General features: G+C 72.6%; 4 protein-coding genes and 1 pseudogene. 2 read left to right on the forward strand and 3 right to left on the reverse strand.

Annotation, left to right across the window (positions count from 1 at the left end):
* Both GH736_RS20355 and GH736_RS20360 read right to left on the reverse strand, forming a co-directional pair.
* Nucleotides 1–411, reverse strand: a pseudogene (locus GH736_RS20355) (septum formation inhibitor-activating ATPase); the annotation flags it as partial.
* The gene (locus GH736_RS20360; protein ID WP_159606569.1) at nucleotides 408–1,040 is read right to left on the reverse strand and encodes an SAF domain-containing protein; all 633 of its coding nucleotides are present in this window, start codon (nucleotides 1,038–1,040) and stop codon (nucleotides 408–410) included. The gene GH736_RS20360 and the pseudogene GH736_RS20355, both read right to left, overlap by 4 nt.
* A 133-nt stretch (nucleotides 1,041–1,173) precedes the next feature.
* Here GH736_RS20360 and GH736_RS20365 point away from each other — a divergent pair, with 133 nt between their 5' ends.
* Nucleotides 1,174–1,467: a helix-turn-helix domain-containing protein gene (locus GH736_RS20365; RefSeq protein ID WP_159606571.1), complete on the forward strand. Its 294-nt coding sequence runs from the start codon at nucleotides 1,174–1,176 to the stop codon at nucleotides 1,465–1,467.
* Nucleotides 1,468–1,480: 13 nt separating this feature from the next.
* Here GH736_RS20365 and GH736_RS20370 read toward each other — a convergent pair whose 3' ends face one another.
* Nucleotides 1,481–2,080 (reverse strand): hypothetical protein, encoded by a 600-nt coding sequence (locus GH736_RS20370; RefSeq protein ID WP_159606573.1) that lies wholly within the window; start codon nucleotides 2,078–2,080, stop codon nucleotides 1,481–1,483.
* Between the two features lie 177 nt (nucleotides 2,081–2,257).
* Here GH736_RS20370 and GH736_RS20375 point away from each other — a divergent pair, with 177 nt between their 5' ends.
* Nucleotides 2,258–2,701: an Rv3235 family protein gene (locus GH736_RS20375; protein WP_159606575.1), complete on the forward strand. Its 444-nt coding sequence runs from the start codon at nucleotides 2,258–2,260 to the stop codon at nucleotides 2,699–2,701.
* The last annotated feature ends 203 nt before the right edge of the window (nucleotides 2,702–2,904 follow it).

Below are 2,904 nucleotides of genomic sequence, written 5' to 3' on the forward strand. Positions count from 1 at the left end.
CGGCCCCCAGACGGCGATGACCTCTGCCGATCGCCGGGCGCCGGGCGCCCGCTCGCCGACGCGCGACGGCACGGGGACCCCGCCTCGGACGAGGGGCTCGATCTCGCTCCAGTTCGCCGACCGATCGATCACCTCGTGCAGGCCGAGCTGCGTCGCGTTCGCTCGTTCGCCATCACCTCCGGCGAGGGCGATGACCCGGATCCCTCGTTCATCGCACGCGTCGAGCAGGTCGGCGCTGAGCGTGACCCGGCCGGCACCCACGAGCACCACGTCGGGAGCCAGCACGTCGAGGCTGTCGACCACGTCGCGCCACCCGACGAGGCGGGCGACGACGGTGTGGCCGTGCTCGACCGCATCGGCGAGCAGGCGGTCTTCGGTCGCCGGGTCGAGCGCGAGCGCCAGCCGGGTCATCGGGAGTCGCTCACCCTCGCCGGAACGAGGTCGATCGCATCCTCGGCCGCGAGTGACCCGAGCAGGGCCGCGACCTTGTCTCTGGGGATGACGAGCTCGACCGAGGTCGCGCCCGAGTCCACCATTCCACCGGCTTCCCGGATGCCGGCGACCTCGGCGCCCGCGACGAGCACGGCCGGGGGTTCGTACGCGCCGCGCTCGATCTCACGTGCCGACCACACATCGACCGTCGAGCCGACGCGGAGCTCGCTCGGGAGCGTGCCGCGGCTCGGGACCACGACCGTCGCGAGGCCCGTGCGGTCGACGTCATCGACGGCGGAACGCGGCACCAGCTCTCCGGCTTCGATCGTGCGGGTCGCCACGAGGCCGCCGTCGCCGAGTGCCTCGGGCGCGAGGTAGCGCTCGGCCGTCAACCCCAGCCGCACCGACTCGACGACGAGGTCGTCCGCGTCGATGCGGGTGCCCGCGGTGACCGTGTCGCGCACGGAGTACACCTCGATCGCGTCGTCGAGGCCGTTCACGAGCGCCCAGACGCCGGTCGTCGAGGCCGCGACGAGCACGATGCCGATGACGAGGCGCGGGTCGAGGCGGAGGGCGCCACGCTCCGAGCGTGCGGGTCGACGAGCCATCGGCGTCCTTTCGGGGGTCGGGCCTGAGCGGCCGGCGCGAGCGCCGGTCTCCATCGTCACCCGAACCCGGGAGGACCCTGCGAAGTTATCCACACCTGCCCACCGCATCCGGCGACAGGTCGATACTGGTCTCATGACCACTCCCGGTTCAGGCGACGAGATCGGCCGCTTCCTCACGGTCGCCGACGCGGCGGAGCTGCTGGCGGTCGATGTCGCGACGGTCGACGAGCTGATCCGCTCGGGCGAACTTCCGGCCATCCGGGTGGGCGCCTCCGGCCCCTGGCGGGTCGAGCGCACCCAACTCGAACTCTGGATCGACGACCAGTACGAGGCCACGCGGAGGCACTCCCTCTGGAATCAGGGCGAGTTCGCGAACGTGACGGAGCTCTCGGGCGCGCGCAGCGCGCGTCTCCGCCCGGTCGACTGAGCCGCCGCGCCGTTCAGCCGAACGAGACGAGCACGATCCGGTCGAACGGGACGATCCGGACGCCCCGCACCTCCCGCTCCCGTCGCACCGTTCCCGCCTCGTGCACCGCCAGGTCGAGGTGGTCGCGCGCCACCCGGTCGAGTGTGCCGTGCACCCTGCCGTCATCCGTGGCGAGCTGCACCGGCAGTCGCCTGCGGCACAGGTCGCGAAGGACGAACGGCAGGCCGATGCGCTCGGCCAGCCGCGCTGCCGAGCCGGGAACGGGGCGCAGGCTCGCCTCGATCTGGGTCCGGCCGGGCAGGACGGCCGCGATGGCGGCGAGCGGCACGATGCACTGGCGCGCACCGGGAGCGGGCCCGTGCAGGCCCGCGCTCATCCAGTCCCGTCCGAAGGCGAGCGGGCGCAGGTCGTGCACCTCGCCGCCCCGAAGTTCCACCCTGATGCACGCGGAGGGGTCGTCGCCGGCCTCCTCGGCCATCGCCGTGAGTCGATCCCGAAGGCTCAGCCGCCCGAGGCGCAGGCGCTCCTCCTCGAGCGCCAGGGCGCGTTCCTCCTCGCGCTGCTCATGGTCGAGCTGCGACTCGAGGTCGTCGAACAGCAGGTCCCATCGCATGCACGCACGCTACCCTCCGGCACGCCGTGATCGGATCGTTCTCCACAGGCGGCCGAAATCCTTGACACGTGTCGGCGCGGATGCATACGGTTCACTCTAGGATTCCCCGACGTCCCCCGATCGGGGGTGATCCAACCGGTGGCCGAAGGTCGCCGCCATCCCCTCAATGGAGCCGAGATGACCGCACGCCCTGCCGCCGGCCGCGCACCGATGCGTGGTGCTGCCCCGCAGTTCCTCGATGACGACGAATTCTTCGGACGTCAGCCGGCACGTCGCAGCGAACTCCCCGATCCCGAGCCGCTGCTGCGCAGCCTGACCCACTGCGTCATCGAGGTGCTCGCCGGGGCGCGCGACCTCGACCAGCTCGCCCGCTGGGTCACCGACGACGTCTACCGCAACCTGTCGAAGCGCGTGGTGCTCGCCGCGCGCGCACGACGCGTCAAGGGGCAGGCTCCCCAGCGGCCGGCGTTCACCGTGGGCACGGTGCACCTCTGCGAGCCTGCCGACGGCGTGCTCGAGGCCGTGGTCATGGTGCACCAGAAGGCCAGGGCCCGAGCCGTCGCCATCCGACTCGAGGGCATGGACCAGCGCTGGCGCGCGAGCGCCATCAGCGTGCTCTGAGGAGCCGCGGAACCCGCCTCACGAACGAGCGGGACCCCCTCGCCTCATCGGCCGAGGGGGTTCCGTTCGTGCTCGTGCGTCAGCGCCCCTTGCGCTCCTGGGCGCGGCGCTCCGAGCGGTTCTGCGGTCCGGCATCTCCGCCACCGGTGCGCTGGCCGAACGCGCCCCGCGAGGCTTCCACCTCGGCGGCGGGCGCCTGCGCC

The organism is Agromyces humi (assembly GCF_009720255.1).
Classification (GTDB): Bacteria; Actinomycetota; Actinomycetes; order Actinomycetales; family Microbacteriaceae; genus Agromyces; species Agromyces humi.

Excerpts from the sequence above, each read along its gene's own strand:
- GH736_RS20365 (WP_159606571.1), top strand. The coding sequence starts at position 1,174 with ATGACCACTCCCGGTTCAGGCGACGAGATCGGCCGCTTCCTCACGGTC.
- GH736_RS20360 (WP_159606569.1), bottom strand. The coding sequence starts at position 1,040 with ATGGCTCGTCGACCCGCACGCTCGGAGCGTGGCGCCCTCCGCCTCGAC.
- GH736_RS20375 (WP_159606575.1), top strand. The coding sequence starts at position 2,258 with ATGACCGCACGCCCTGCCGCCGGCCGCGCACCGATGCGTGGTGCTGCC.
- GH736_RS20370 (WP_159606573.1), bottom strand. The coding sequence starts at position 2,080 with ATGCGATGGGACCTGCTGTTCGACGACCTCGAGTCGCAGCTCGACCAT.